The organism is Bhargavaea cecembensis DSE10, assembly GCF_000348905.1.
Classification (GTDB): Bacteria; Bacillota; Bacilli; order Bacillales_A; family Planococcaceae; genus Bhargavaea; species Bhargavaea cecembensis.
Genome location: NZ_AOFT01000017.1, coordinates 29,839 through 54,506 on the forward strand (window position 1 = coordinate 29,839; position 24,668 = coordinate 54,506).

Consider the following 24,668-nt stretch of genomic DNA (forward strand, 5'->3'; position numbering starts at 1 on the left):
CGTCTGTTGTCTCTCCCTCTCTCCGCATGTTTTAATAAAGGAGCGGAAAGGAATATTGAACTATATAGAGAAGGGAGAGTGCCCTCATGAAAGCATCATCATTTTTCCTGGGACTCGTTGTCGGAGCCGCGGGAAGCGCAGCTGCAGTCCTGCTGAGCGCCCCACAAACCGGCAAAGAACTGCGCTATTCTGTCAAAAGCTCCTCCGACAACATGAAGCCGAAGATCGAAGATGTGAAAGCGAAAACGAATGACCTGAAGGCTTCGGTCAAACACCTGGTCAACGAAGCGAAAGCCCGATTCCCGGAAGTGGCAGATGAACTGAAAACGTCAGTCGACGTCTGGAACCGCGATACGGAACTGAACCGTGAACGAATCCAAAAGCGCGTCCAGCAGATTCAGACTTCCATCGCAGAACTTGAACAGGCGGTCGGCTCCATTAAAAAATAAGACAGCGCCGGGAATAATATTCCGGCATGGGGAGACGGGATCCTTAAGTCGGATCGTCTCCTGAAAATGGACATTTAACCGGTGACTGATCCGGGGCAAAGGGACTCCAAAAGCCGTTAAGTACGGCCGGGGAGTCCTTCTCTATTGCCGCCGCATCTTATGTTCCTTCCCGTTAAACCGACCTGTTTTTCCTCTTTCGGACTTAAAATGTGACGATTGTTACAGAACCCCTTCTTTCCTACCTGTTTTATTGATATACTATTCTCAAACTATCCGAACATTAAGAAAGAAGGTGAAGAATTGGCGGAACAATCTTATACGATGCCCGAAGCCATGCTGTACAGCCAGAGGATGGCCCAGCTTTCAAAAGCGCTGTGGAAAGCCGTCGAAAAAGACTGGCAGCAATGGATCAAGCCATTCGGCCTGAACATCAACGAACATCATATCCTCTGGATCGCGGCACACCTGAAAGGCGCAACGATTTCCGAGGTGGCGAAGTTCGGGGTCATGCACGTTTCAACCGCATTTAACTTCTCCAAGAAGTTGGAGGAACGCGGATATCTGTCTTTCTCCAAGCGCGAAGACGACAAGCGCAGTACATATGTTGAAGTAACCGAGCAGGGCCACTCCCTTCTGCTCGAGATCAACAATCATTATTTCGACACGGAGCACTCTGTTCTGGAGGGGACTCTTCCAGTACGACAGCTTTACGGGCGCTTCCCCGAATTCATAGAACTCATGGCGGTGATCCGCAACATCTACGGTGACGACTTCATGGATATTTTCGAACAGGGATTCAGGAACATGGAGCAGCTGTACGGGCAAGAAGCACAGGCAGAACATACCGGTGATGCCGGTGAAGCAAGCGTGCAGTCCGTAAAGGAAAAGGACGAAGTATCCTAAACTTGAATTTTTCTTTTAAAACGGTTGATTTTTATCGCAAATCGCAGTACGGTATGTATCGTCCAATTTGGGAATCCACTAAAGGAGATGCAGCTGATGCGATGCTGGAAGACCATCAACGTGAAAAAGCACTACGGGCTCAGCCGCCTGTTCCTGCTTTCTTCCATCCTGATGATTGCTGTCTTCATCATTTCTTATATCAGTTTTGAACTGACACGGGAATCCGGGCAATCCGATTCTTATTTCGCCCTGTTCCTGTCCGCGGTCGTTCTGCTGTATCCTGTCCACAAAGCAATCCATTTCATGGTGCTGTGGAAATACCGCAGGCGGATCACACTTGTCGTCAACCGCGACTGGGCGTTTTTCCCGCTCTTCCTGCTGCGCATCTGCGAGCCGATTCCGAAAACGCGGTTTGCCGTCTCGCTCATGGCACCGTTCTTTATCCTCAACCCGCTGTTTGTCATGGGCGGGGTCCTGTTGCCGGTGTTCTCGCATTACTTTACGGCAATGCTCGCGTTTCATTGCGGCATCTGCCTGATCGACTTTGTTTACGTGAAGAACCTCTCCCGTTCGCCGAAATCCTCCTACATCGAGGAAAATGACGACGGCTACGAAATTCTGGTTCCGCTGCCAGATTGAGCGGTTTTCTTTTAACCGTTCTTCTGGTATGCTAGTCAATAGTCGTGTAGAAAGGGGGAAATGGAATGATCATTCTTGTCACGGTGCTGTTTTCGATCTTCTACCTGTTCCAGATCAACAAGATGACCTATGCCCTCTGTGAAGTCAGGGAAATCCCCGAGGAAAAGCAGCCGAAGATTTATCAGACGGTCAACATCCTCATCACCATTTTAATCATCTCGTTCTTTGTCGAGATTATGACTGCCATATCCTGAACGTAAAAATAATAAACGTCCATCCGCCCGGTTTCCGGGAGGATGGACGTTTTTGATTCGACGGTAGGACGGTATTTCGTGCCGGCATCTTCACACCGGACAATCTGCCGGCCATACCGGTCCTTCCCTTCGCTGCTGTTATTCAGGCGGCGCGGCCGAAGGGGGATCATGCCGGCCGGCCCTCATTCATCAGTAGACGTACGCTGCCCCGACGATGATCAGCAGGATGAAAAGGACGACGATCAAGGCGAAGCCGCCGCCGTAGTTGAAACCTCCGCTCATGTGATCACCTCCCTTCTCTCCCGTATCGTATGCGCGGGTGGAAGGGGTCTGTGGGCTTTTGCCGGGAACCTTTTTGTAGCCAGGTCGTTTTTATGATATATTTACTTTTGTTTACACAACCAGAAGGGGAGTTTAGAATGAAGAAATCTGTAATCGCGGCAACTGTCGCCGCATCGGTGCTTGCCCTCTCCGCCTGCAGCAACAACGCAGGAGAAGACGTTATCGTCTCGTCCAAGGTGGGCGACATCACGCAGCAGGACCTGTATGAGGAAATGAAGACTACAGTCGGCGAGCAGGCGCTCCAGCTGATGGTCATCGAAAAAGTTCTCGACGACAAATACGATGTCGACCAGGAAGAGGTCGACAAGCAATATAACGATATGAAAGAACAGGCCGGTGAAGGGTTTGACTCCTTCCTCGCCCAGCAAGGGTACACGGAAGAAAGCTACAAAGACATGATTAAACTTAACCTTCTCCAGGAAAAGGCCCTGACTGAAGGCGTTGAAGTGACTGACGAAGAAGTCGACCAGTACATCGACCGCATGGGCACCGAACTGAACGCCCGCCACATCCTCGTCGACGACGAAGCGACTGCAAAAGAAGTCAAGACCAAGCTTGATGAAGGCGGAGATTTTGCAGAGCTTGCGAAGGAATACTCCACTGAGCCGGCTGCACAGGAATCCGGCGGCGAGCTGGGCTGGTTCGGCCCTGACAAGATGGTCGCCGACTTCACAGACGCGGCTTATGGCCTCGAAGTGAACCAGATCAGCGAACCGGTCAAAACGGACTTCGGCTACCACATCATCCAGGTGACCGATACCCGCGAAGCGGAAGGCGCTGAGAAGAAGGAAGACATCACCGATGAGCGCCGCGCGGAAATCAAGGATGAGCTGATCCAGAAAAAGGCCGATCCGAACGCCCTGATGGACAAGCTGTCGAAGATGCTTGAAGACGCGGACATCGACATCAAAGATGAAGATCTGAAAGACGCGCTCGACCAGTTCAAAGCTTCTTCGGACTCCGAAGAAGAAAAATAATGCGAAAACAAACGGCATCCGATATGGGTGCCGTTTGTTGTATATGGCGGTAACCGCTAAGGTGTAATGAAGTTGAAAGTGATGATTGGTGCCATGAAAGTGATGAATCGTGTTCTGTAAGTGATGTATCAGGCACCGAACATGACGAATCGCCCCAGGAATCGTGTTGTGGCGAAAACGCACCTGTATTCAGCCCCGGTTATGCTATGATTTGTTCAAGCGCACCACACACATTCGGGGAGGGACGGCCATGATCCGCAAGATGGAAGAAAGGGATATCCCTGCGGTCCGGCAGGTCGCAGCAGAAAGCTGGCACGATACATATGAAGGCATCATCCCACGGGGGATCCGGGAACGGTTCCTCTCGGCTGCCTATAGCCCCGCGTCTTTAAAGAGGCGGCTCGAGCAGTCCATCCTCTACGTAGCCGAACATCACGATACTGTTGTCGGCTTTGCCAACTTCTCCCGCCTTCCGGATACCGGAGATGCAGAGCTCTCGGCGATCTATCTTCTCCCCGCCTATCAGGGCCGGGGACTCGGGACCGCCCTGCTGGAAAGCGGGATCGGCGAACTGTCGGGTGCTGAACGGCTGTACATCACCGTCGAGCGTGAGAACAGGAACGGCATCAGATTCTATCAGGCCAGTGGCTTCAGTACTGTCGATGAATTCGAAGAAGACTTTGGCGGCCATACACTGAACAGCATCCGGATGATGCGTTCTTTGCGGTAAGCCCCCGCCCTAACCTAAAAAGCCGACCGGATGCGTTATGCATCCTGTCGGCTTTTTTGCTTACTCGAATGTCGGCTTATAGAACTGCCGGTTATCCAGCGGGAAAAGACGCTCTGTGAACTCTCCCGGCTCTGCCTTCGACAGGGCGCGGTTAAGCATATTCATCTTGGCGTCGATGTTGTCGATGTAGTGGAGGATCTCCGCTTCTTTCAGCATCGGGCGCTTCGGGCTGCCCCATTCTTCCTTGCCGTGATGAGACAGGACCATATGCTGCAGGAGGACGACTTCCTCCCCTTCGATGCCAAGCTCTTTTGCCGCCATGGCGATTTCGTTGACCATGATCGTGATGTGGCCGAGGAGATTGCCCGCCGGCGTGTAGACGGTGCCGACCGGACCGGACAGCTCCACCACCTTGCCGACATCGTGGAGGATGATTCCGGCATACAGAAGGTCCTTGTTGAGCGAAGGATACAGCTCGGCGATGGCCTTGCCGAGGCGCAGCATCGAGACGACATGGTCGAGCAGGCCCGACACGTAGTCATGGTGATTCTTGGTCGCCGCAGGATAGACGAGGAACGCCTCCCGGTGCTGCTTCAGCAAGTATCTTGTGATGCGCTGGATGTTCGGATTGGTGATCTCAAAGATATAAGGCGACAGCTCCTCATAAAGCTCCTCTTTTGACTTCTCGGCGCTCGGCACAAGGTCGGAAATCTGGATCGGCTCATCCGGCTTGGCCGGGCGGATGCTCTTGATGCGGAGCTGGTTTCTGCCCCTGTAATCATGGACATCCCCGCCGACCCGCACAATCGATGCCGGCTGGAACATCTTTTCATGCTCCTCTTTGGCATCCCAGAGCTTCGCTTCGATATCGCCCGTCTTGTCCTGCAGGATGAGCGTCATGAACGGGCTTCCTGTGGTCGTGATTCCCTTTGTCGCCTGCTTGATGAGCATGAACAGATCGACCCGCTCGCCTGTTTTATACGTTCCGATCCCTTTCATCTCTGTTCCGATTCCTTTCATCTCAGCACTCCCCTTCCGCTCCCGGTTCCGGCCACGCTGATGACGGCTGCCCCGCTGAAGGCGCCGGCCATCTCCTTGTGGCAGGTGAAATACAGGAACTGGTGATGAATCTTCAATTCTTCCAATAAGTTTATCATATTGCCCAGCCGGGCCCGGTCGAAGTGGACGAACGGATCATCCATGATGACCGGGAACGGGGCCGAATCCAGAAGAGAAGCCGCAAGCGACAGCCTCATGGAGATATATGCCTGCTCCTTCGTCGCCTGGCTCAGCTCATGCAGACCGAAGCGCATACCGTCGGCCCCTTCCGCCTCAATCCGGCCGGCGGCAGCCAGCACAAGCCCCGAGTGGGCGCCTCCGGTGAGATCACGGAACCAGCCGGAAGCCCGTTCGATGACGTCCGGGAGCTTCTGTTCCTTGAGTCTGCCTGTGGCTCCGTCGATTGCCGTGACGGCCGCTTTCCTGGCAGCCCATGCCAAGGCAAGCTCCCTGAAAACTGCCTTCTTCTCCTCAAATTCCTGCAACAGGGCATCATATGCGGTATCCGTCACAAGATGACCCATTCCGGCTTCCAGTTCAGCCTGTTCTTTGAGCAGGCGGTTCCGTTCTTCCGAAAGTGCCTGCAGGGCTTCGCGGTTCTGTCCGATCCTCCGGCTGATTTCCTCAATGTCCGGGATGCCTGAGGTACTCGGTGCACCGATCTGCTTAAGCTGTTCGCCGATGCGGCCGAGTGATTCCCCTAGTTCCGCCTTTCTTGCAGAACGCCCGGCCGCCTCGTAAAACTCCTGTTCTCCTCCTGCTTCCGCAGCATCAAACAGCGTCCCGATTTCGGATTCGAGTGCCTCCTTGAGGCTCTTTGCTTCCGCCAGTTGCTCTTCCATCTTTTGTTGATCTTCCAGCAGGCGCTCCCTTTTCTCGGCGGCCTTCAACCATTCCCTTTCCGCTTCTTTAAGCGCTGCGAACATGAGCCCATCCGGGACAGGTTGCCCGATCAGTTCATGTGCCCGGCTCCGGATAAGACCGGCTGTCCGGATTGCCCGGTCCCGATTTTCTTGTTCCGAACGGATCCGGCGCTCCGTTTCCTGCAGTTCCCGGACCAGCCGGAACAGTTCCGGCACGATTTGTGCAGGCAGCCTGCCTGTGATTCCGTAGGATTCAATGAACCTGCCGAGCCGGCTTTCCGTATCATCCAGGTCTGCAACAGCGGTTTTCCTGGAAGTACGAAGTTCCGAGATCTCGCCCCGGAGACGTTCTTCCGCCTCGATGAGCCGGTCCAGTTCAGTGAAGTGCCGGCGGACCCGCTCGGCCCTGCGGTCCAGCTCTTCTTCCCTGCCGCAGTAGCGGCTGAGGAGCTGGCGCTCGTCATCCGTCAATCCGTCCTCACTGCCATCCTGCTTTAAGAGCAGGAACACAGCAACAGCGCCCGCCGCCACTCCCGCACCGGCAAGCAGCCAGTTCTCCGAAAAGATGGCCATCGCGATGATGATTACGGCAAGGCCTGCGAGAATCAGGATCGGCAGCCGGCTATCGCTCTGCCCTGCACTTTGTTTGGCTTCCGCGGCCGCAATTTGCTTTCTGAACGATGGCCATTTGGATGCCCACCCGATCTCTTCGTCATCCGGCCCGGATGCCTCAAGTGCAGCTCGCTCCGATGATATCCGTTGAGCATCCGCTGATTTTTCTGCAATCCGCTCATCCAGCCGTTCAAGAACGCGGGAAGCGCGGCCATGCTCTTCTGACAGACCGTGGAGCTCTTCCTCTTTCCGGATTGATGCATCCGCCCGGGCGGCCGTCTCCCCGTCCTCCAGGCCCAATCGGGCAAGCAGGCCATCCCTCATGCCGGCAAGCTCACGAATCGACTGTTCCGCACTGCTTTCCGCCGACCGCGCTTCATGCCAGGCGGCTTCTTCTGCGAGGACCGTCCGAAGGCTCGAAAGCCGTTCCGTATCCGGCTCTTCCGGCATCTCTCTTCCGACAGCGGAAATCCGTTCCTGAAGATTCCGGATTGTTGCATCCGCGGCAATCTTCCGGTCCTTCAGCGCTTCATACCGTCTGATCCCCTCCGCCGGAAACGGGGCATCACCGATTGTCCGCAATTCATCCTCCACCTGCAGACGCTCGATTTTGAGCGGGGCCGCCTGCCTCAGGACGGACAGCCGCTCCTGATCGGCTGCGAGTGCGGCTTCCTCTTCCGCCATATCCTTTAAACGCCGGGCGATTTCTGCCGCGCGCTCTTTCATGGGGGCGTAGGCGTCCGATTTTTTCCGATATTCCGCGGTCTCCTCCTCGATTTCCTTCAGCTCGTTCAGCAGGATGTTCATCTCGGGAACCCGGCCGGACTTCTTGAAAAGCCCGTCCATCTCTTTTTCCATTCGTGCCTTGAACCCCGCAAGGTCCTCCGCACCGGTCGTACCGGAAGCGATCAGCGCCTGTCCCAGTTCCTCCTCGTTCATCCTGCCGATTTCCTGGAGCTGCAGGAGAGAGAACGAGAAGACAGATTCAAACGACTGCCGGTCGTAGCCCCTCAGGAGCCGCCCGAGCGCTTCCTCCCCTTCTTCCCTGCCGTCCGGAAACCGGACGGTCACTTCGCCTGCGGACCGCCCTGCGATGCGCTCAATGACACAGGCTCCGTACTCACTGTCGGTCACATGCACCTGACCGCCGTACGCGCCGCCCGACTTCGGCTCATACCGGAGAAGGGCGCTCCCGCGCTGCGGGAAGCCGAACAGCGTGTGGAGGATAAACTGGCGGATCGTCGTCTTTCCCGCTTCATTCGGCCCGTACAGCACATTGATGCCCGGCTGAAGATTGATCGTCCTATTTCTATGTTTGCCGAATCCGTAGATGACGAGCTTCGTGATGGTCATCATTCCGCCCGTCCCCCTTTCATCAGCCCATCGGTGAGCAGCCGCTCCGCTTCTTCCCTGATCTCCCTGATGCTTTCCTCGTCCAGCCGTCCGGTGAACCGGTAGGCCTGCCGGTGGCCGTATAGGTCCGACAGTCTGCTTTTCCAGCCGTCCTTATCCCAGCCTTCGAGCTCATCCAGCACATCACGGAACAGTCCGCCCGGCACTGCCGGAACGGCAGCCCGCTCCCATGTGATCCGGTGGATGCCGACATCCGGGCAATCACGCATGGCCGCTTCACGTATGAATTCCATCCATTCCGACTCGGGTGCCTCGCCGAACAGCGCATCCGACTCTTCGTCAATTCCGGTAAGACCAAGGTCAAGCAGCCCGGGGCCGTTCGCTTCCCTGAATGCCCGGATCCGGTCCATGCACCGGTCCAGCCATTCGTCCGCATGGCGGATGCCGCGGCAGTCCACTTCTGCTTTGCCGAAGACAAGTGCCCCTGCGGGGACGAACTCCAGTGCAGCAGCGCCCTGCGCGACTGTCACGTCGTAAAACCCCTTCACGCCGCTTTCCTTCCGGTGAAGGCCCTGAAGGCTGCCCGGATAGACAATCGGCGGCTGTTCGTGAAGAACCTGGCGCTTATGGATATGGCCGAGCGCCCAGTAGTCATAACCCTTGCCCAGGAGCTCATCCTTTGAGAACGGGGCATACACGTCATGCGCCTCATCTCCCCGGATGCTCCCGTGAAGCATCCCGATTTCGACGGCTTCCCCCTCTGCCTCCGGATAGTGCCGGATGACCGGTTCAGTCACATGCCGCTCCGGATAGCTGAAGCCATGGATCTTCACGGTGGTCCCGCGGACAGTCAGTTCCGCCGTCTCCACTTCCGGACCGAACACACGGACATTTTCCGGCAGAGTAAACCGGACCCAGGAACCCGCAAGATGGTCATGGTTCCCGTGGCTGACGAAGACGGGAACGCCCGCCTCGCGGAGCGTTTCCATCCCTTGGCGGAACTGCTCCTGTGCGCGGAGGCTCCGGTCCTCGCCGTCGTAAACGTCTCCGGCAATCAGCAAAAAATCCGGACGCGTCCCGGCGGCATAATTGATCATGTTCCGGAACGCCGTGAATGTGCTTTCGCGGACAGCTTCCGCCATCTTCCCCGGCAGCCCGGCGAAGCCTTTGAACGGGCTCCCCAGATGCAGGTCGGCCGCATGGATGAATCGGATTGTCATCCGGACACCTCCTTTTAAAGCGAATGTTTGTTCCTATTCTATCATATCAGGGGAGGGCTTGGAAATGAGATTTACAGTTGAAGTTCCGGTGAAAATCACACCGTGACGCCGCCGGCAGACCGTTCGTCACTTTCAAAACGGGATTCGTCACTTTCGCAAGCTCTTTCGTCACTTTCAAGCACCCATTCGTCACTTTCGCACGCCCGATCGTCACTTTCACCGCTCAATAGAAAAAACCCCCACCGCAGCGGAGGCAAAAAACAATTATTCCTTCCCGAGCTGCAAAGCCTTTTTCAGGTCTTTCAGCGAGCGGGACGGGCCGTACATGAGGACGCCGCCTTTGTAGACGCGTGCGCCGAACCAGCCGAGCACCACGATCGTCAGCACCATGAGCCCGATGGCGAGTGCCGGCTCCCACCAAGGGAGATCAAGCAGCCCGACCCGCAGGAACATGACGAGAGGCGCGAAGAACGGCACGTAAGAAGAATAAGTCACGAATGCCGCATCAGGCGTCGAAAGCCCCATCGCCGCAATGATGAACCCTACAACGATAATCATCGTCAGCGGCGTGATGAGCGAGGCGACATCCTCTGTCCGGCTGACAAGTGACCCGAGGAGCGCTGCGAGCACTGCATAGAGGAAATAGCCGAGGACGAAGAACACAATCGCATAGATGATGGTCATTGCCGGGATATCTCCGAGGCCCATTTCCGAGAAGAAGCTTTCGGACAGCTCGGAAACGGAAGAGGACGACTTCATTGCCAGGTAGCCGGCAAGTCCGAACAGCAGCATCTGTACGAGTCCGAGTGTGCCGATGCCGAGCACTTTTGCAAACATATGCTTCACCGGTGAGACACTGGAAATCAGGATTTCCATGACCCGTGAGGACTTCTCAGTGGCCACTTCCGTCGCGATCATGTTGGAGTACATAATGACCGCAAAGTAAATGAGGAACATGAGCACGTACACGAGCATGCGGGCCTGGTTCATTTCCTCTTCCGTCTTGCCGGATGCAGAAACCGTCGTCTGTTCGAAAGCCACCGGCTCAAACAGCGCGCCCGCCTGTTCCGGTGCGAGTTCCATCTCGGCTGCCCGCATCTCGGTCTGCATCGACTGCAGGGCTTCCTGAAGCATCATCGGGAAGCCGAACATCTCCGAGCTTTCCGACACATACTCCGCTTCGATCGAATCGCCGCCCGGTACCCGGAGGATCAGGAATGAATCAATCTCGCCCTCCTCAAGCTGACCTACAAGCTCATCGCGGGAATCACCGGTCACTTCAAGTCCGGTTTCCTCGCCCATTGCCGTAAGCTGCTCGCCGAGACGGTCCACGATCGCTTCATTGTCCGCAACGACCGGGATGGCCGTGCTTTCCTCCTCACCATCGTCGAACGCCTCGATGATCGTCGTGATGTTCGCCAGGAGGAAGATGCCTGCGACGACTACCGCTGTCGTGATGAGGAAGGTTTTTGATTTCGCCTTGCTCAAGAAGGCCTGTTTGAAGATGATCCAGAAATCACGCATGTTCATTCCCCACTTTCGCGATAAAGATATCCTGCAGGGAAGGTTCCTCGATACTGAAGTGGCGGACCGGGCCGGTCTTCAGCGCCTCCTCCAGCAGCTGATGCGCCGTCTCGTCGTCCGTCACCTGGAACACCGCCCCGTTAAGCGCGTAGGACGCATTCCGTACGCCCGATACGGACTGGAGCCCTGTCAGGTCATGGTCGGAGCGAATCCGGACATTCTGCCTGCCGAATGACCGCTTGACATCGCGCAATGACCCTTCGACAATCTGCTGGCCCTTATGGACGATGCTGAGCTGTTCGCACAATTCCTCGACATGGTCCATCCGGTGGCTGGAGAACACGATGGTCGCCCCTTGGTCGCGGACATCCTTGACTGCACTTTTCAGCATCTCGACATTGACGGGATCAAGGCCGGAAAACGGTTCATCCAGGATGACGAGCTCCGGATTGTGCATGAGTGCCGCGATCACCTGGATTTTCTGCTGGTTCCCTTTGGAAAGCTCTTCGACTTTTTTGTTGAGATATTCGGGGACTTCAAATCGGTCCAGCCATTTCCGGATCGCCGCTTTTGCATCGTTCCGTTTCATGCCGCGGAGTTCGCCGAGGAAAATAAGCTGGTCCTCCACTTTCATCTTCGGATACAGGCCCCGTTCCTCCGGCAGGTAGCCAATTTCATGACTCGTCCCGTAGTTGATCGGCTTCCCCTTCCAGGTGATGCGTCCGTCCGTCGGATTGAGGAGCCCGAGGATCATGCGGAACGTCGTCGTCTTGCCCGCGCCGTTCGCCCCGAGAAAGCCGTACATCGTTCCCTCCCCGATTGCGAGCGACAGATCGTCGACCGCCGTAAACTCCCCGAACTTCTTGGTTACATGATTTAATTCGAGCGCCATGTTCTCTCCCCTTTCATTTTCTTTACGGTTTATCCGGACTGCGGGTTTCAGTTAATACCTTCTGGAGGCAATGGCCGCGCCGACAATATATGAAATCATATGCAGCATATAGACCGTCATCAGGACGAAGAAGGCGGTCCCGACCGGTTCGATGATCATCACCACCGCCCACGTTACGAGAAGCACAATGGTCGTGACCACCCAGGAAAACGACCGGGCCCAGTTGTGGATGGCGTGGAAGCGTTCATCAAACCGCCTCTCCTTCTTCCCTTTCCTCCAGCTAAAGAACAGGATGATCGCCGCGACCAGGAAACCCATCGGCAGGCCCGCCAGAAACGAACCGAGTTCAAATCCTTCGTGCATGTTCAATCCTCCTCCGGATCAAATAGATCTTCAATGCGGCAGCCGAATACGGCGGCCAGCTTGAATGCCAGTTCCAGCGACGGATTGTACCGCCCCTTTTCCAGCGAGATGATCGTCTGCCTTGAAACGCCGAGCGCCTCGGCGAGATCATCCTGCGTCATCCCGCGCTCGGACCGATTGTCCCTGATATAGTTTTTCATGGCTTCCTCCTACATCCTTTTCGTCAAGACAATCGTGATCACTGTGTGGGTCAATCCATAAAGCACAAAGACGGCAAGCACAGTCTGCAGCGCCGTCCAATCGGTCGGGTAGGTTGCCAACACGAGAAGCAGACCGGCGAGCACCAGGATGAAGATTTGGGAACTGATGTAAGACGAACGTTCGATAATCCGGCGCCATCGCTCATCCTTCATGTCCCAATGCGGGAAAACCATCAAGTTGTAGAACAGTGGGATCAACATCATAAAAGGAGTCAGTGCCGCGAACCAGCCGAACTCTCCGTGTTGGAGCTGGCTGATCACTCTGGCTAAGCCCCAAAATCCGATGATGATCATCAGGGCAATCAAGAACCACTTTAGAAACTTTTCTTCACTGGGCTTCATCATGTCCACCTCCTACATCTTCCTGGACAAGGCGACAAATGTGATAAATGCAGATGAAATGAGAAATGAAGCGATGACGGATACGGTCTGGTAACCGCTCATCTCCAATGGTGTCAGGGCAAAAACAGTCAGGAGAATCGCCAGGAACACCAGCAGGATAAAGTAGTTGTAGAACATCCCGCGTTCCCGGATCTTTCTCCAGCGCTCATCATCTGCTGCAAAATGCGGGTGCAGCGCGGACAGGCACCACAGCATGATCGCCGTGGAGGCCAGCAGCAGCTCATGCCCGACCGGAAACTCTCCCGACAGAACCGATGAAAGGATGAACAGCCCCGCCACTGCGGACTGGTAAATTGCAAGTCCGGTAAAGACGCCTTTTCCCGGTGTTTTCAGCACGGCAATACGCTGTATGCGCAAGGTAAAGCCTCCTTTACGTAAACCTAACTTTACGTAAAGCCTACTTTACTTTATTCACGGCGTCAAGCAACCTTTACAAAATTCGTTCATTTTTTCAGAATATCTTCTATAATGGGGGTAGAAGTGAAAGGGGGATGCTGAAATGAGAACGTACAAGCTGACGGCATACAAGCAGGACGGGGAACTGATCACGGAGGAGTCATTCCAGGCGGAACATGACGACGCGGCAAAGGAAAAGGGGCGTGCAATCCTCGAAGAAAAGGAATTGTCCGAGCAGACTCACCGCCTGGCCTCTCCGGACGGCAAACTGCTGCTGTTCCATTCGTGATATCAAAAAAACCGCAGCATCCGATTTTGACGGATGCTGCGGGTTTCGTTTTTATTGGCCTGTGAATGCCGGCTTTCGTTTCTCAACAAACGCCTTGATGCCTTCCTTATGGTCTGCAGTTTCCCGCATCGCCTGCTGGGCATCGGTTTCGAGCTCGAGGACGCTCCGGAGTTCCTCGAGGCGGGACGTGTGGAGAATACCCTTGGAGGCGATCATCGCGCTGATCGGTGTGGACAGCAGTTTCTGTGCCATCCCTTCCGATTCCTTATGCGCAGTGCCGTCCTTGGCGACCTCGTCGACAAGGCCCCAGCCAGCGGCCTGCTCGGCCGGCATGACGTCGCCCGCCCAGATCATCTGCTTCGCTTTCGGAACGCCGATCCGCTCCTTCAGGAAAAAGTGGCCGCCGCCGTCCGGCACAAGGCCGATTCCAATAAAGTTCATCGCCAGCTTCGCCGACTTTTCCGCGATGATCACATCGCATGCAAGGACCATGCTGAACCCGAGGCCCGCGGCGGCGCCATGCACCGAAGCGATTGTGATCTGCGGCAGCGTATAAAGCGCGATCGCCAGGCGGCTGACGTCTTTCATGACGACGCTCAGGTCCATCGGGTTTTCCGGGTCGATCATCTCTTTGATGTCTCCCCCCGCAGAAAACGCACGGCCTTCGCCTTTCAGGATGACGACCTGGACGGAGCGGTCCTCTTTGAGTTCCTCTAATACATCGGCCAGTTCCTTCATCATCTTGCTGTTCATCGCATTCATCACATCGGGACGGTTCAGCACGACACGCGCGAGCTTGCCGTCCCGTTCAAGACGGATTGTTTCGTAAGCCAAAAACGACACCTCTTCCTATAGATATGAATAGTCGTTCACCACTATAGGCTTTCGGTACCGCTCAGGCGTTTCCCTTTATTTCAGTCAGAATTGATAAGAAACTTATTCTGGCGCAAAAGAGGTCAACCACCAACAGAACTCCTGCGTTCGCTATAATGAAGTGGAATGAACGCTCTCAGGGAGGAACTCACAATGAAAATCGGAAGCATCTTTGTCCCGGTATCGGACTTGAACCACTCCGCCGAATGGTATGAATTCCATCTCGGACTCCGGCGGGTCGGCGAATGGGAAGGCGGCATCGGCTACGTGCTGCCGGATGGCTCCGCACAGCTGGCGCTCGTACGCACGAAAACCCATCAGGGCACGGAATTCTTATTGGATGAAAAAGAGCGGCATGTGTTTTTCAATCTGCTTGTGCCGGATGCCCGTGCACTGCACCTGAACCTCAGCACGCGCGCAGTCGTCACCACGCCGATCAAAGAAGAAAACGGCATGAAGTACTTTGACTTCTTCGATCTGGACGGCAATACCTTCAGCGTCGTTGAGGAAGACCCGGACTCGCCGTTCCATCCGGACCATCTGGGAGAAAACCCGAATAAATGAGAAAAGCGACCAAACCTCAAAATGGTTTGGTCGCTTTTGATTGCCGAATTACTTTGCGGGTACCGCTCCGCCGAAGAGCTCATCGAGCATCTCAAGCTTTTTGTCGATGGACTCCGAATAGCTCAGGATGTATGCGGACGGGTCTTTCGGGTTGTGGAACTGGGTAATGCGGCCGGTTTCCGGATGGACGAACTTGCTCGAGGCGCCGCAGCCTAGGCCGATGATCGTCTGTACTTCTTCCATGATGACGATGTTGTAGATGCTTTCCTCGCCCGGCTTGGAATAGCCGACGTTCTCTAGGTTGCCGAGGATGTTTTTCTGGCGGTACAGGTAATACGGGACATATCCGTTCCGCGCGGTCCAGTTTTGTGCCATATGCATCATGTCGACGACGGTATCGCGGTCCGCTACTGTGTACTTGGAGCGGTTGCGTGTCATCTCGGACGCCCGCTTGAACGACAGCGTATGGACGGTGAGCGATTCCGGCTGGAGTTTTTCCGTCTCGGCGAGCGAGTGCGCAAACTCCTCCGTCCCTTCGTTAGGCAGGCCGATGATCAGGTCCATGTTGATGTTGTTCATCCCCATCCCGCGGGACAGGTGGAACTTGTCGATCGTCTCCTGAACCGTATGGAACCGGCCGATCGCCTTGAGGGTTTCATCGGTGTAAGACTGCGGGTTGACGCTGATCCGGTCGATGTTCCACTTTTTCAGGACATCGATCTTCTCCGGCGTGATCGTGTCGGGACGACCCGCCTCGACCGTGATTTCGCGGACATTCCCGATATCGGGGAAGGACTTGTAAAGCGTTTCGTAAAGCGCGTCCATCTCATGCGCCTCGATCGACGTCGGCGTGCCGCCGCCGAAGTAGACAGATGTCACTTTGATGCCGCGCTCTTTCAGCCATGCGCCGATTTCTTCGATCTCCACGTGAAGTCCGTCCAGGAACGACTGGACACGGTTGCCGCGCCGTGGCAGCGCATAGGCCGGGAAGGTACAGTAAGCGCACTTCGTCGGGCAGAACGGGATGCCGATGTAGACACTGACTTCCTCGCCGATCCGGTCGAGATCCGGAATCATCTTCAGCTGCCGCGCGACGATGTCTTTCATGAGCTCGATCTTTTCCGGCGTGATGCGGTAATCGCTGATCAGCCGATCCGCAATTTCCTCGTGCGTGAGTCCCTCCCGGCGCATCTTATGGTACAGCTTTGTCGGACGCATGCCGGTCAGGATGCCCCATGGCTGGATCAGTCCCGTCGACTGCTCGAGGACATCGAGGAAAACGTGGGAAAGCACACGCTTCAGCTGGCGTTTTTCCGCTTTCGGATCGCCGCCGTGCGTTGCCGCTTCTGCATAATTTGCCGTGAATTCCGCTTTTCCGTCGTGAAGGACGGCCGCGCCAGAGACCACGCCGTCCTCCTCGGACCAGTCCAGCGAGATGGAGACGCCGTCTTCTGCAGCCTCTTTCACCATCTCGGTCTCCTCATAAAACAAGTTGGCGATGTTCTGGAACATGCGGACCCAGTCCTGTTCGAATGTTTGCTGTATATAAATCGGTTTCATGCTGTTCTCCTTGTTTCCGTGGATTGAAAATCTCCGTTCATTATAGCAGAATTCTGCCGGGGACTCGCCCTCAAACTAAATGCACTCCCTCACCCATTCGTCCTTAAAACAAAAACCGCCCGGCAAGCGACATGGCGCTCCGGACGGCGGTTGCTATTCAGATTTCTTCGTAAAGGGACTGCACCGGCTTCATGAGGATCCGGTTGACTTCTTCGATGATGCGGCTCAGCTGCATTTCAGCCTGCAGCATCCCGGCGATCTTCGCGTTGTTCTGTGCAAGCTGCGCCGTTTTCTGCGCATATTCCAGAACATCGCCGTCAATCTCCTCGCCTGCCATCTGCTTTTGCTGGAGGTCCATCTGGATCTTCCGGAAGTTCCTGAAGATGTTCAGTGCCTCTTCGTCCGCCTTGACGTTCTCGATCGCCCGGACAAGCGCTGCAAATTCATCCATCTTGCGGAATGTCGCTTCCAGCCGGTTGATGTCATCGTAAATATTCACTGTCACTTTCACCACTCCAATCAATTAATAAGCAACGACAGGATTCCCTGGAAGATCCCGATGAGGCCGCCGAGGACTGCCCCCAGAACGGTGATCATCTTGAACTCCCTCCTGGAAATCCCCAGCACCAGATCTTCGAGTCTGGATACAGGGAACGAGTCGACCTGCTCTTTTACCATCTGGTCAATCTTCAGGCGGCCAAGCGCCTCTTCCATCTTCGCTTCCGCCTGGCTAAAGGCGAAGTCGGTAAGGGCGGGCGTGACATTGCGCGCCACCCATGCCTCTCCATCCTGCCAATAGTCCGCAAGGGTACGGTCCAGCCGCTCGCCTGCTGCCAGCTCTTTCCTGACATACCCCAGGACGGCTTCTTTCAGGCCGGCCCAGTCAAACCCGCCGATCAGTTCCTCGACCGGACGATTTTTCAGTTTCTCATACTCGCCTTCGATCAGGCCATCCAGAAGACGTGCGGTCCCGGGTGCAGCTAGAAATTTCAGACCTTCCCTCTGGATCTTGTCGACGAGAGTCTCTGAGCTGCCGAACAGCGACTGGAGCATCCCGCCGAATGTTCCCCGGGATTCCAGAAAATCATCGAGCATTTTCCGGATCGTTTGCCGGCCTTCCGCAGAGTTCACATATTCCATGGCGCGCGACAGGATATAGCGGCGGATTTCAGGAAGCTTTTCTTCCGCTTCTTCCATCCAGCGGGCGGGTACCCGCTCCGCGACCGTGCCGGTGAGGAGCCGTACTTTGGCTTCCTCGAACTTGGCGTCTACAAGACGGAGTGCAACCGACTCGATCTTCGCGTCGGCATCCCGCATACCCGCCATGTCCAGCCAGTCAGACAATGTCTTGTCCCCGCCGAATACATGCTTGCCGATCAGGCGGCCGATGACCACCTCCGCCTTTTCCCGGACAGCCGGCGTAAACAATTTGTTGCGGAACGTATCCGGCGTCAGAAGGTAATCCACGACGATGCGTCCGAACTGCCTGGCGAGTTCATCGCGGCGTTTCGGGATGAGCCCGGGGGTGAACGGCACGCGCCAGTTTCCGATATATTTTGCCTCGTGGGGGCGGAACAGCATCTTGATCGCCAGATGGTTCGTCACGCCCCCGATGATGGCACCGATCACAGCCATCATCGCGATGATCAGTATTGCGTTCAATCGCTTCACCTTTTCCTGTTGGTGTCCGCCCTATTATAACAGACAGAGTCTTATACAGAAAAAGGAACGCCACCGATTAAATGGCGTTGTACATCATCGAGAACCGGATGGCATGCTCCATCTCGTCGTGCATCGCGATAAACAGCGGGTTGACCCCTTCCTGCAGCGGGGATTCCAGCATCATGATCTTATACTTATCGGTTGCCTCCAGCTCGTCCCGGATCGCCTGCTTGAGTGCGCCCTTCAGGTTGTCAACCGGTCCCGGCTTCCTGAGGCTTTGAACGTAGGCGCCCGTCAGCATATAATAGAGTTGCTGGAACATTTCGTAATGGCTCTTTTCGTCGTCCATCGCATGCTGGATGAAGTCGAGCCAATACCGGTCATTCGTGAGCGAAGCCATCGACTTGTAGAAGTAGTACGCCTTGTACTCGTCCTCGATCGCCTCGCGAAGCTGATCGGTAAACACGCGGTCGCATCCTTTCGTCATCTTTCCACCAAGGTATGCGTTTGGGGCGGCCATCATGAAAGGGATGAGGTACATGCTGCAGCATTTCACGTACAAGCCGATGTTCGAAGGAGGCCAGCTTCCGGGCTGGACATTTTCCTTCCATTATAAAAACAAGCGATACAGCGGCGACTACCGCCAGGACGGCTCGATCATCTGGGCCGGCGAAACCCCGCCGGATGAGGATCAGGTCAAGAAGATGATCCACGAACTCATGACGTTCCACGTGTACGAATGAGCTGTAGTCCTTGGTGATCTTTCGCGGCACCTTATTGATCTTCCGCAGACTCTTATTGATCTTTCCGGCCACCTTGCTGATCTTTCATCACAAAAGAACAGGACCGTTTGATTTGCCCCTCTGCCGGGAATACTCCAAGTATCACCGGAAGGAGGAATTCCCGATGGCAGACAGCAAATCGCAGAACAACTTCGAAGAGAAGGACCAGCTGAACGAACAGCAGCGACGCGAGCAGGAGTCCATGAAGGACAAGGCCCGCGAGCCGAACGAGCAGAACCGGATGATCAATACTGCCGACAATCAAAGAAAATAAACGCCAAAAGCCTCCACAGCCGGTTAGCCGGCTGTGGAGGCTTTCATTTATAAATAAACTTCCCAATAAAGGATGTTCCCGCTCAGTACGACAGCGGTCATGATCGTTATGACTTTTATTAATGCACTTCGTTTTTCCATCTTCGTCTTCTTCACCTGAAGAAGCAAGAAACCGCTAACCACCAATGAACCGGCCACATAGAACAAATTGGCGGTCAAGAATGGTTGAATGGATGTATAAGTAGTCATTAATCCTGTCTGATAGCCAATCCAGATGATATTTAAGGCCGCCAGGATATTTAGAACATGCTGGAACTGCAAAAATAGGTTCTTCCGTGTTCTCCTTAGTACGGAGAAAATCAAGAAACAAATTGACGCCAAAACAGCGAGGCCCCCCAGAACAATCGCTCCCCATTCCAGAAGATGTCGGTAAAGGGGAATGTTAATCAAGTCCGATTGTCCGGAAGACAACACTTTTTCATTGCCCGAATTCACTGAATAAACATCCAACGCATAGGCACTGAAATCGTCCTCGGTCAGATAAACTCCGGGTTCTGCCTGCAAATAATGCAGGCCGTTCATCGTGAGATCATGCTCACCCGCCGGTTCCGCTTTGCTTCGCAGAAGCAGTCCATACACTTTGCTGAATCCGTGTTGAGGCACGCGAGCAGGTTCGTATATTCCTTTCCACTTAGATGAGTCCTCCAAGGTATTAGGTCTTTCTTTATATTTAAATTCACCAAAAACGATACCTGGAATCCCAAGTGTATAGGTACTCTCATATCCCATATTTGTCATGACTAATACACCGGTGCGTGTCTGTCTGTCCACGTAGAATGATGAACTGAAAGCAACGGTATTTCCTCCGTGGCCAAAAACTTGGCTGCTTTGGGACGGCAAGAAAAACAGCCCGTTTGCGATTCTGGGCACATTCGTATCCGGATAATAGAGAGAAGGCTGGAACAGGGAGTCAAGTGTTTGGCGATGTTGAAACAAGGGGGCTCCATCTTCACCCAACATCGCCTGCATCAGCTTTTGAAGATCAGAAGCGACACCCATCACACTTCCGGCCGGGTACATGGGAATCACATAATTGTTCGGTTCAATCAACTCCAGATCACCTGTATAGCCTTGTACTTTTTTCCGTTGCTCTTTCACCCAATGATGGTCATCCTGTTCGGCGTCTATTGTGGTTCTCGTCATCTGAAGGGGAGCGAAAATGTGCATCTGAACATATTCACGGAAATCCATTCCGCTCAATTCTTCAACAACATAAGCAGCCAGGCCCGCCCCATAATTTGAATACGCAACGACCTGACCCGGAGTATACACCTGCCGGACATCCGCGGCTTCCAGCGCATCTCTTAGTGACGTTTTTCCGGCCGGGTTTAGGATCACTAAATCCGTATAACTGTCATCGAAGCCCGCCGTATGATTCATCAGATGCTGCAATGTAATGGTACGGTCGTACAACGGGAAATCCTGCGGAAGATATGTTGCGATGTCCTCATTCAAATCAAGCAACCCGGCCTCTTCCAACTGCAAAATACTGATCCAGATGAGAATCTTGGAAACAGAGCCCCATTCAAAGACAGTTTCTTCCTCGACCGGGATCTGCCGCTCGATATCGGCATACCCATCCATCAAATACGAAAGTTTATCTTCATTGACGACAATCACGGCTACGCCAACTGCCGTTTCCCGATGTTCCTTTAGATAATCTGATAATGTACGTTCCAACTCTTTCTGCTCTGATGCGGCCAAAACTGGTCTGAGATTAAGTGTAAAGAACATCAGAATGAGAGAGGCATAGATGATTAGTCGAACCGGTTGAGGGCCTTGAATGTACACAGCTTATCAAACCACACTCTCTGATCTCTGCTTTCAACTCAGATAGCCCTGAGCCTTATGACACCATATACAAGAACTTGATATTTTCAGTCTATTCTAACACATAGTTGCACATGCTCCCCCGTCAAGTTAGGGTCGTCGCCGACAAAGACAACTCACAGCCCCGTCAGCCAATACAATGGCTGCCGGGGCTGTAACATGTCATTTCAGATTTTTGCATATAAGTAAATATGACAAATCACATCTTGCACAAATTAGGGGTATTAATAGAAACGTTCATGACCCTATCGCCATTCATCATCATGTATCTGTTTTTTCTCGGAACGATCTGGTTGGTTGTTGCCGTCATTAAAAATGCCTGGAAGTAGCATGGTTTCTCGTAGTGCTTATTCCCCCGCCAGCTTCCTCCTGCCAAACACCATGTAATAATAGATGGATGAAATCATATACAAAATACCGGTAACCGTAAATGCCCACGCGTATCCCCAGTAGGATCCGTATGCGACGACCAGTCCTGCAGATACCGGGCCCATTGCCGCCCAGCCCATCTGGAACACGGTCTGGTTGACGGAGTTGGCGAGGCCCTTGTATTTATCGTGGACGATTTCCATTGAGATGGCGCTCTGGATCGGGTTGCCGGCGTTCATGAGCGCCTGGCGCATGAGGAATCCGAGCGACGCCAGCCCGAGAGACATCGTATACGCCGTCAGGAACAGGAACGGGATCGATGCGAGCTGGAAGAAGATGAGTGCCTTTACTTTGCCGACCCGCTTGACGAGCGCCGGGCCGATCATCATCGCAACGGCCGTCATCGCGGATCCAAGAGACAGGATCAGTCCGATATAAGCGTTTGATGCATCGAACCGGTTCGCAAAGTACAGGTTCAGGTACGGGATGACCAGCCCTGAACCGAAGCCAATCAGCAGATTCGCCAGCCCGAGATGGAAAATGAGCCGGACGTTCCGGCTGAGCGCCGCCTCATCCGGTTCCCCTGGCACGGGCGGTTCGGGGATCCGGTCGGCAGTCACCTCCGCCTGATCTGATTTCTTCCCGCCGGACAGGAAAAACAGCGGCAGGATTCCGGCCGCAAAAATTGCGGCACCCGCCAGCAGCGACCAGCGGATCGCCTCCACTTCGAACAGGCCGAATGATTTCTCCAGTACGTCTGCAATCACTCCCCCGCCAAGGCTCCCGATCACCCCGGCCACGGTGACGAGCGAGAAATAAAGGCTGAACAGGTGGACCCGCTCCGAAGCGGTCGAGTTTTCCGCCAGGAACGGCACGCCGGATACCTGGACAAACGCCATTGTCAGGCCGGTCACGAACGCGGCCGCCACGAGCGCGCTTTCCGACGTCTCCACCGATCGGTAGAACAGGGTCAGCATCGTAAGCGCCGACCCGCCGATCAGCAGCCACTTCCGGCCGAACCGGTCACTGAGCAGCCCGGCGGGTATGAGGATGATCGCCGTCGCGAGGGCCGTCATCGAGATGATGCTTCCATTGACGGTTTCCGGCATGCCAAGCGCCTTGATATACAGATTGTACATAACGGCAAATACCCCCATCCCGATCTGGATGAGGATATTGGCCAGTATAAACAGCCGGACGTTCCGGCTAAATCCCGAGACCTTCTTTTTCCATTCGTTCAGCCAGTTGATCATGGACAGGCCCTTCTCTTTCCGTTTTACTTCGACATTCGAATTATACGAAAACGGAAAGGAAAAGGCAATAGTTGGTCAATCTGATTCATGCACTTGGCTTAAGAAAGCCGGGAACACTTACGAATGGGTTTCCGGTCCCGCCAAGGCAACCGTGGTTTGCGTTTTATCTGCGCCGATCAGCCGTTCGATGACTCTGCGGGCCAGCGCCGGAACCACTTCAAATGAATAGGTCATTTCAGCCCGCTCCATCTTGCTGTGGGCATCCATTCCGTATGGCCCGATATTGATCACCGGGATCTGAAGTTCGCGAACTGCTCCGTAATCGACGAAATGCTTGGTCCCCCAGGCAGGATTGTTGTCCCTGACCGCCCCGATCCCCTCCTCATCATCACTGATCGATACGAAGCTCATGTCGGAAATATGGGGGAAGAAGTTTCTGACCCTGATCGGATGGGGATACATCGGCTGCACTTCCTCAATCGCCAGGTCCAATGCCCGGTTCAGCGCTGCTTCCTCCGAAGTTTCCCCGGTGATCTGCACCCTTGGCGAGTAGAGGGATGAGTAGAACAGGACAATCGCCGGCGACCGGTCAGCCATCCACTTCCAGGCCTCTTCCACCACCCTCACAGAAAACATCCTGACGTCCAGACTGGTATCTTCCAGAAGTTCCGTTTTGAATCGTTCCTTATGATCGGTGAACGCTTTGCCGTGCTCAGCGATCAGGAGCGTTTCCATCTCCTCATAGGTAATCACTCTTGGCGCCCAGGGAATCCGGCGGACCGGCTCTCCGGTGGCGCTGCAGTATTGGCGATATCTCTCTTCGTAAATCAATAAGGCATTCTCAAATGCCGTGAGGGCCTGCGCTCTCAACTTCTCCAAAACGTCTTTCGGTGTCCATGAATGGACGAAGAAATTGTAATAAACAAACGCGGACAAGGCGGTCTGGACCGTGTAGCTCTCCTTGAGATCAGTCTGTTTCAAAGAGACCGGCGGGACGGTCACTTCCCCGTCCGCCTCATCACAAAGCTCCGGATTATAGCTGATCTGCCTCGTCAGTTCTGCCGCGATCAGGTTGGGATCCAGCCCCTCAAAACAAGAGCCTACATGCGCTTCGGCTCCGGTGATGAAGAACGATGGAAGAAGTTTTCCGACGGTTCCGCGATAGACATAGCGATTCTGATCTTCTGTGTGACGGGGGGACACGAAGTCTGCATTGATGGCTCCCACATAGCTGAAGCCGTGTTCCTCTTTCCATTGCCTGAGGATGCTTAGAGCCGACAGGATTCCGTGGGAACTGTCTTCTTCATCGCACTCCGCAAGATATACAAGGTTCCCGTCCAGCTTTTCAGGGTGCTCGGAATAATACTTCAACAGGTACGTATTGCTCGCGAGCCCGCTTTTCATATCCAGTACGCCCCTCCCGAAAAGCCAGTCGCCGGAATCCAGGTGTTCCCTTACAGAATCGGGAAGTTCCTCATGATGGAGCTTATCCATCAGCCGGTCAGGATGGCAGGCATCTTCCTGGAGATGAACAAAGTCATCGGTCCCGACCGTATCCAGATGCCCCATCAGAAGCACGGTGCGTCCGCTATTCCCTTTCGTCCCCCGTACATACGCCATGACATTGTACCGTTCCCGCTCATCATCCGCTGTCCGGGCCAGAATCAACTGGCCGGGATGGTCTCTGAAATACGGGAAACCGGCAATCATTGCGTGAAGTGACCGGGCAAGTGCAGCTTCCCCGTCTGTATTCACGATGCTCTCCTGCTGAACGAGTTTTTTTGTTATGGACATTACTTCTTCCCGGATTGGCCTCATTGTCCTTGTCTCCCCTTAGTGACTTTATATTTATTCAGATTATTATTGAATTCATTGCAGGAGTCAATCTCACTCCTTCGCGGGAAATCGCCGGTAC

Annotated in this window: 29 protein-coding genes; 10 read left to right on the forward strand and 19 right to left on the reverse strand. The window is 54.5% G+C overall.

Annotated elements, in window-relative coordinates:
* Nucleotides 1-86: 86 nt before the first annotated feature.
* The 4 genes from C772_RS13290 to C772_RS13305 all read left to right on the forward strand — a co-directional run bounded on the left by C772_RS13290 (nucleotide 87) and on the right by C772_RS13305 (nucleotide 2,245).
* Nucleotides 87-449, forward strand: a complete 363-nt coding sequence (locus C772_RS13290; protein ID WP_008300755.1) for a YtxH domain-containing protein — start codon at nucleotides 87-89, stop codon at nucleotides 447-449.
* 300 nt (nucleotides 450-749) lie between these two features.
* Nucleotides 750-1,352, forward strand: a complete 603-nt coding sequence (locus C772_RS13295; protein WP_008300756.1) for an HTH-type transcriptional regulator Hpr — start codon at nucleotides 750-752, stop codon at nucleotides 1,350-1,352.
* Nucleotides 1,353-1,448: 96 nt separating this feature from the next.
* On the forward strand, nucleotides 1,449-1,991 hold the full coding sequence (locus C772_RS13300) for a DUF3267 domain-containing protein (protein ID WP_008300757.1): 543 nt from the start codon (nucleotides 1,449-1,451) through the stop codon (nucleotides 1,989-1,991).
* A 65-nt stretch (nucleotides 1,992-2,056) separates the two neighbouring features.
* The gene (locus C772_RS13305) at nucleotides 2,057-2,245 is read left to right on the forward strand and encodes a hypothetical protein (protein ID WP_008300758.1); all 189 of its coding nucleotides are present in this window, start codon (nucleotides 2,057-2,059) and stop codon (nucleotides 2,243-2,245) included.
* Between the two features lie 189 nt (nucleotides 2,246-2,434).
* Here C772_RS13305 and C772_RS16440 read toward each other — a convergent pair whose 3' ends face one another.
* Complete coding sequence (locus tag C772_RS16440) at nucleotides 2,435-2,527, reverse strand: YjcZ family sporulation protein (protein ID WP_008300760.1); 93 nt, start codon at nucleotides 2,525-2,527, stop codon at nucleotides 2,435-2,437.
* Nucleotides 2,528-2,664: 137 nt separating this feature from the next.
* Here C772_RS16440 and C772_RS13310 point away from each other — a divergent pair, with 137 nt between their 5' ends.
* Both C772_RS13310 and C772_RS13315 read left to right on the forward strand, forming a co-directional pair.
* Nucleotides 2,665-3,564: a peptidylprolyl isomerase gene (locus C772_RS13310; RefSeq protein WP_008300762.1), complete on the forward strand. Its 900-nt coding sequence runs from the start codon at nucleotides 2,665-2,667 to the stop codon at nucleotides 3,562-3,564.
* A gap of 250 nt (nucleotides 3,565-3,814) precedes the next feature.
* The gene (locus tag C772_RS13315) at nucleotides 3,815-4,294 is read left to right on the forward strand and encodes a GNAT family N-acetyltransferase (protein ID WP_008300764.1); all 480 of its coding nucleotides are present in this window, start codon (nucleotides 3,815-3,817) and stop codon (nucleotides 4,292-4,294) included.
* 60 nt (nucleotides 4,295-4,354) lie between these two features.
* Here the strand turns inward: C772_RS13315 and yhaM are convergent, their stop codons facing one another.
* The 10 genes from yhaM to C772_RS13360 form a co-directional block, all read right to left on the reverse strand.
* Nucleotides 4,355-5,293 carry a 3'-5' exoribonuclease YhaM gene (yhaM, locus tag C772_RS13320; RefSeq protein ID WP_035002443.1) on the reverse strand — a complete coding sequence of 313 codons (939 nt, stop codon included), beginning with the start codon at nucleotides 5,291-5,293 and terminating at the stop codon, nucleotides 4,355-4,357.
* A gap of 17 nt (nucleotides 5,294-5,310) precedes the next feature.
* Nucleotides 5,311-8,184, reverse strand: a complete 2,874-nt coding sequence (locus C772_RS13325) for an ATP-binding protein (RefSeq protein ID WP_008300769.1) — start codon at nucleotides 8,182-8,184, stop codon at nucleotides 5,311-5,313.
* Entirely contained in the window at nucleotides 8,181-9,401 is a 1,221-nt protein-coding gene (locus tag C772_RS13330; protein ID WP_008300772.1) for a metallophosphoesterase family protein, read from the reverse strand. Before C772_RS13330 ends, C772_RS13325 begins: the two co-directional genes overlap by 4 nt.
* A gap of 95 nt (nucleotides 9,402-9,496) precedes the next feature.
* Complete coding sequence (locus tag C772_RS16950; protein ID WP_268743615.1) at nucleotides 9,497-9,628, reverse strand: hypothetical protein; 132 nt, start codon at nucleotides 9,626-9,628, stop codon at nucleotides 9,497-9,499.
* A gap of 37 nt (nucleotides 9,629-9,665) precedes the next feature.
* Nucleotides 9,666-10,925, reverse strand: a complete 1,260-nt coding sequence (locus C772_RS13335) for an ABC transporter permease (protein ID WP_008300774.1) — start codon at nucleotides 10,923-10,925, stop codon at nucleotides 9,666-9,668.
* Complete coding sequence (locus tag C772_RS13340; protein WP_008300776.1) at nucleotides 10,918-11,817, reverse strand: ABC transporter ATP-binding protein; 900 nt, start codon at nucleotides 11,815-11,817, stop codon at nucleotides 10,918-10,920. Before C772_RS13340 ends, C772_RS13335 begins: the two co-directional genes overlap by 8 nt.
* Before the next feature lie 51 nt (nucleotides 11,818-11,868).
* Nucleotides 11,869-12,180 (reverse strand): hypothetical protein, encoded by a 312-nt coding sequence (locus tag C772_RS13345; protein ID WP_008300778.1) that lies wholly within the window; start codon nucleotides 12,178-12,180, stop codon nucleotides 11,869-11,871.
* Between the two features lie 2 nt (nucleotides 12,181-12,182).
* The gene (locus C772_RS13350; protein WP_008300780.1) at nucleotides 12,183-12,380 is read right to left on the reverse strand and encodes a helix-turn-helix transcriptional regulator; all 198 of its coding nucleotides are present in this window, start codon (nucleotides 12,378-12,380) and stop codon (nucleotides 12,183-12,185) included.
* A gap of 9 nt (nucleotides 12,381-12,389) precedes the next feature.
* Nucleotides 12,390-12,782 carry a DUF2178 domain-containing protein gene (locus C772_RS13355; protein ID WP_035002435.1) on the reverse strand — a complete coding sequence of 131 codons (393 nt, stop codon included), beginning with the start codon at nucleotides 12,780-12,782 and terminating at the stop codon, nucleotides 12,390-12,392.
* Between the two features lie 12 nt (nucleotides 12,783-12,794).
* Nucleotides 12,795-13,199: a hypothetical protein gene (locus C772_RS13360; RefSeq protein ID WP_008300783.1), complete on the reverse strand. Its 405-nt coding sequence runs from the start codon at nucleotides 13,197-13,199 to the stop codon at nucleotides 12,795-12,797.
* A gap of 142 nt (nucleotides 13,200-13,341) precedes the next feature.
* Here C772_RS13360 and C772_RS13365 point away from each other — a divergent pair, with 142 nt between their 5' ends.
* On the forward strand, nucleotides 13,342-13,527 hold the full coding sequence (locus tag C772_RS13365) for a YhzD family protein (RefSeq protein ID WP_008300786.1): 186 nt from the start codon (nucleotides 13,342-13,344) through the stop codon (nucleotides 13,525-13,527).
* Nucleotides 13,528-13,578: 51 nt separating this feature from the next.
* Here the strand turns inward: C772_RS13365 and C772_RS13370 are convergent, their stop codons facing one another.
* Nucleotides 13,579-14,361 (reverse strand): enoyl-CoA hydratase, encoded by a 783-nt coding sequence (locus C772_RS13370; protein ID WP_008300788.1) that lies wholly within the window; start codon nucleotides 14,359-14,361, stop codon nucleotides 13,579-13,581.
* Nucleotides 14,362-14,553: 192 nt separating this feature from the next.
* On the opposite strand from C772_RS13370, the gene C772_RS13375 reads away from it, so the two are divergent.
* Nucleotides 14,554-14,964 (forward strand): VOC family protein, encoded by a 411-nt coding sequence (locus C772_RS13375; protein WP_008300790.1) that lies wholly within the window; start codon nucleotides 14,554-14,556, stop codon nucleotides 14,962-14,964.
* A gap of 48 nt (nucleotides 14,965-15,012) precedes the next feature.
* Here the strand turns inward: C772_RS13375 and C772_RS13380 are convergent, their stop codons facing one another.
* The 4 genes from C772_RS13380 to C772_RS13395 all read right to left on the reverse strand — a co-directional run bounded on the left by C772_RS13380 (nucleotide 15,013) and on the right by C772_RS13395 (nucleotide 18,652).
* Nucleotides 15,013-16,524 carry a coproporphyrinogen III oxidase gene (locus C772_RS13380; RefSeq protein WP_008300793.1) on the reverse strand — a complete coding sequence of 504 codons (1,512 nt, stop codon included), beginning with the start codon at nucleotides 16,522-16,524 and terminating at the stop codon, nucleotides 15,013-15,015.
* Nucleotides 16,525-16,681: 157 nt separating this feature from the next.
* Nucleotides 16,682-17,029: a YlbF family regulator gene (locus C772_RS13385; protein ID WP_008300795.1), complete on the reverse strand. Its 348-nt coding sequence runs from the start codon at nucleotides 17,027-17,029 to the stop codon at nucleotides 16,682-16,684.
* 14 nt (nucleotides 17,030-17,043) lie between these two features.
* Nucleotides 17,044-18,195: a DUF445 domain-containing protein gene (locus tag C772_RS13390; protein WP_326977103.1), complete on the reverse strand. Its 1,152-nt coding sequence runs from the start codon at nucleotides 18,193-18,195 to the stop codon at nucleotides 17,044-17,046.
* Between the two features lie 67 nt (nucleotides 18,196-18,262).
* Nucleotides 18,263-18,652, reverse strand: coding sequence for a ferritin-like domain-containing protein (locus C772_RS13395; RefSeq protein WP_008300798.1), 390 nt, complete (start codon nucleotides 18,650-18,652; stop codon nucleotides 18,263-18,265).
* 73 nt (nucleotides 18,653-18,725) lie between these two features.
* Here C772_RS13395 and C772_RS13400 point away from each other — a divergent pair, with 73 nt between their 5' ends.
* Both C772_RS13400 and C772_RS16685 read left to right on the forward strand, forming a co-directional pair.
* Nucleotides 18,726-18,929, forward strand: coding sequence for a YheE family protein (locus tag C772_RS13400; protein WP_035002440.1), 204 nt, complete (start codon nucleotides 18,726-18,728; stop codon nucleotides 18,927-18,929).
* Nucleotides 18,930-19,092: 163 nt separating this feature from the next.
* Nucleotides 19,093-19,242: a hypothetical protein gene (locus C772_RS16685; protein ID WP_160162849.1), complete on the forward strand. Its 150-nt coding sequence runs from the start codon at nucleotides 19,093-19,095 to the stop codon at nucleotides 19,240-19,242.
* 47 nt (nucleotides 19,243-19,289) lie between these two features.
* Here the strand turns inward: C772_RS16685 and C772_RS13405 are convergent, their stop codons facing one another.
* The 3 genes from C772_RS13405 to C772_RS13415 form a co-directional block, all read right to left on the reverse strand.
* A complete protein-coding gene (locus C772_RS13405; RefSeq protein ID WP_160162850.1) occupies nucleotides 19,290-20,981 on the reverse strand; it encodes a serine hydrolase domain-containing protein in 1,692 nt (563 codons plus the stop codon).
* Nucleotides 20,982-21,478: 497 nt separating this feature from the next.
* Nucleotides 21,479-22,753 (reverse strand): MFS transporter, encoded by a 1,275-nt coding sequence (locus C772_RS13410; RefSeq protein WP_008300805.1) that lies wholly within the window; start codon nucleotides 22,751-22,753, stop codon nucleotides 21,479-21,481.
* A 117-nt stretch (nucleotides 22,754-22,870) separates the two neighbouring features.
* Nucleotides 22,871-24,571 carry a M20/M25/M40 family metallo-hydrolase gene (locus tag C772_RS13415; RefSeq protein ID WP_008300806.1) on the reverse strand — a complete coding sequence of 567 codons (1,701 nt, stop codon included), beginning with the start codon at nucleotides 24,569-24,571 and terminating at the stop codon, nucleotides 22,871-22,873.
* Nucleotides 24,572-24,668 lie beyond the last annotated feature (97 nt).

Bases quoted from the DNA above. Each gene is read 5' to 3' on its own strand.
- C772_RS13290 (WP_008300755.1), top strand. From the start codon at position 87: ATGAAAGCATCATCATTTTTCCTGGGACTCGTTGTCGGAGCCGCGGGA.
- C772_RS13300 (WP_008300757.1), top strand. From the start codon at position 1,449: ATGCGATGCTGGAAGACCATCAACGTGAAAAAGCACTACGGGCTCAGC.
- C772_RS13305 (WP_008300758.1), top strand. From the start codon at position 2,057: ATGATCATTCTTGTCACGGTGCTGTTTTCGATCTTCTACCTGTTCCAG.
- C772_RS16440 (WP_008300760.1), bottom strand. From the start codon at position 2,527: ATGAGCGGAGGTTTCAACTACGGCGGCGGCTTCGCCTTGATCGTCGTC.
- C772_RS13310 (WP_008300762.1), top strand. From the start codon at position 2,665: ATGAAGAAATCTGTAATCGCGGCAACTGTCGCCGCATCGGTGCTTGCC.
- C772_RS13315 (WP_008300764.1), top strand. From the start codon at position 3,815: ATGATCCGCAAGATGGAAGAAAGGGATATCCCTGCGGTCCGGCAGGTC.
- yhaM (WP_035002443.1), bottom strand. From the start codon at position 5,293: ATGAAAGGGATCGGAACGTATAAAACAGGCGAGCGGGTCGATCTGTTC.
- C772_RS13325 (WP_008300769.1), bottom strand. From the start codon at position 8,184: ATGATGACCATCACGAAGCTCGTCATCTACGGATTCGGCAAACATAGA.
- C772_RS13330 (WP_008300772.1), bottom strand. From the start codon at position 9,401: ATGACAATCCGATTCATCCATGCGGCCGACCTGCATCTGGGGAGCCCG.
- C772_RS13335 (WP_008300774.1), bottom strand. From the start codon at position 10,925: ATGCGTGATTTCTGGATCATCTTCAAACAGGCCTTCTTGAGCAAGGCG.
- C772_RS13340 (WP_008300776.1), bottom strand. From the start codon at position 11,817: ATGGCGCTCGAATTAAATCATGTAACCAAGAAGTTCGGGGAGTTTACG.
- C772_RS13345 (WP_008300778.1), bottom strand. From the start codon at position 12,180: ATGCACGAAGGATTTGAACTCGGTTCGTTTCTGGCGGGCCTGCCGATG.
- C772_RS13350 (WP_008300780.1), bottom strand. From the start codon at position 12,380: ATGAAAAACTATATCAGGGACAATCGGTCCGAGCGCGGGATGACGCAG.
- C772_RS13355 (WP_035002435.1), bottom strand. From the start codon at position 12,782: ATGAAGCCCAGTGAAGAAAAGTTTCTAAAGTGGTTCTTGATTGCCCTG.
- C772_RS13365 (WP_008300786.1), top strand. From the start codon at position 13,342: ATGAGAACGTACAAGCTGACGGCATACAAGCAGGACGGGGAACTGATC.
- C772_RS13375 (WP_008300790.1), top strand. From the start codon at position 14,554: ATGAAAATCGGAAGCATCTTTGTCCCGGTATCGGACTTGAACCACTCC.
- C772_RS13380 (WP_008300793.1), bottom strand. From the start codon at position 16,524: ATGAAACCGATTTATATACAGCAAACATTCGAACAGGACTGGGTCCGC.
- C772_RS13400 (WP_035002440.1), top strand. From the start codon at position 18,726: ATGCTGCAGCATTTCACGTACAAGCCGATGTTCGAAGGAGGCCAGCTT.
- C772_RS16685 (WP_160162849.1), top strand. From the start codon at position 19,093: ATGGCAGACAGCAAATCGCAGAACAACTTCGAAGAGAAGGACCAGCTG.
- C772_RS13410 (WP_008300805.1), bottom strand. From the start codon at position 22,753: ATGATCAACTGGCTGAACGAATGGAAAAAGAAGGTCTCGGGATTTAGC.
- C772_RS13415 (WP_008300806.1), bottom strand. From the start codon at position 24,571: ATGAGGCCAATCCGGGAAGAAGTAATGTCCATAACAAAAAAACTCGTT.